This window comes from Vibrio sp. 1402 (genome assembly GCF_033340275.1).
Window position 1 is genome coordinate 1 of record NZ_JAWOWE010000055.1, and the last position, 1,340, is coordinate 1,340.

The 1,340-nt window shown below is 46.0% G+C and carries 1 protein-coding gene; it reads right to left on the reverse strand.

Annotation, left to right across the window (positions count from 1 at the left end; translation table 11 throughout):
* Nucleotides 1-264 precede the first annotated feature (264 nt).
* Nucleotides 265-1,185, reverse strand: coding sequence for an IS5 family transposase (locus R7044_RS24060; protein WP_225455854.1), 921 nt, complete (start codon nucleotides 1,183-1,185; stop codon nucleotides 265-267).
* Between the last annotated feature and the right edge of the window lie 155 nt (nucleotides 1,186-1,340).

Sequence of the window (1,340 nt, forward strand, 5' to 3'; positions counted from 1 at the left end):
TTAAAGGGTTGGTGGCCACTTGGTGAGTTCGAGGTCTGTGATCTGGCCTAGAAATCTGTTGTTGAATATGCGCTATGTTGTATTTATATCAAAATAACAAGCAATCAATAGGCTGGGTAAATGGAACAAATCTCAATAATTCACGTGGCTATCGCTGGTGCTGTCATCGTGGTGATACTTGCGCTTGTCAGTAGCAGAAAAGTAACACGAGGCTTTGTTGCTTAATTCGATGAGAAGACATGGTAGCCCCATGTTGTTCAGTTCTTAAACAACATACTGAGTTTCAGGCATACCTACCCCTGTAAGCTTGTTCAGCGCTTTGATCATAGCGTAAGTCTCACCAACTTGAGCGTTGTAGTCCCTCAGGCTTAATTTCCCACCTAACAACTGTTTTACCCGATACATTGCTGTCTCTGAGAGCGAGCGCTTATGATAACCATACCGCTTTTTCCATTTCTTGTTAGAGCCGTAGAGCTTCTGGCAACCCACTGCTAAGTTGCGAGGATGTCCTCGTTCCCAGAAGGCTGCCCCTTCTCGTGGCGGAATGAGTGGAACAGCTCGCTTGAGCCGTATGGCATCATGGCAATTCCTTGTGTCATAAGCACCATCGCCTGATATCTCAATGATTTTACGACGTGTCTGCTTAAGCAAGTTGGGAAGTACTTCGGCATCGGTTACGTTAGATAAGCTCAGCTCTGCTGCGACTATTTCGTGGGTGCTTGTATCTACTGCGATATGCAGCTTACGCCAGACTCTGCGCTTCCCATCAGTACCATGCTTCTTGACCTTCCATTCACCTTCGCCATAAACCTTGAGGCCAGTGGCATCAATGGCCAGATGTTGTATTGCTCCTCTGGTTTTGGTTTTAAATGAAACCTCAACTTCCTTAGCTCGGCGGCTTATACAGGTGTAGTGTGGGCAAACAAGCGGGATGTGAGCCAGCTTAAATACTGAGTCTAGAAAGCCTTGCAGCGCTCTCAATGGCATGGAGAAGACGCGCTTAACCATCAGTGCGGTAGTAATGGCTAAGTCGCTGAATCGGCGAGGTCTACCACGCTTGCCTTGTTTGTTTTGCTTCCACTCGGCTATCGCTTCCTCATCAATCCAAAAAGTCAGAGAACCACGGTTGATTAAGGCTTTATTGTACTGCTTCCAGTTAGTTGTTTTGTAACGAGGTTTCGGCATAAGGCTACGATGATTAACTGATGTAACCGATCAGATCGTAACTTCCTGATTTAGTTCCATCGAATTACGCAACAAAGCCCCTTCAGCCGACAAGCTCACGCTAATAAAAAACCCCGAAGATTCGGGGTTTTGATTCATACTGCTTTTTCTTTATT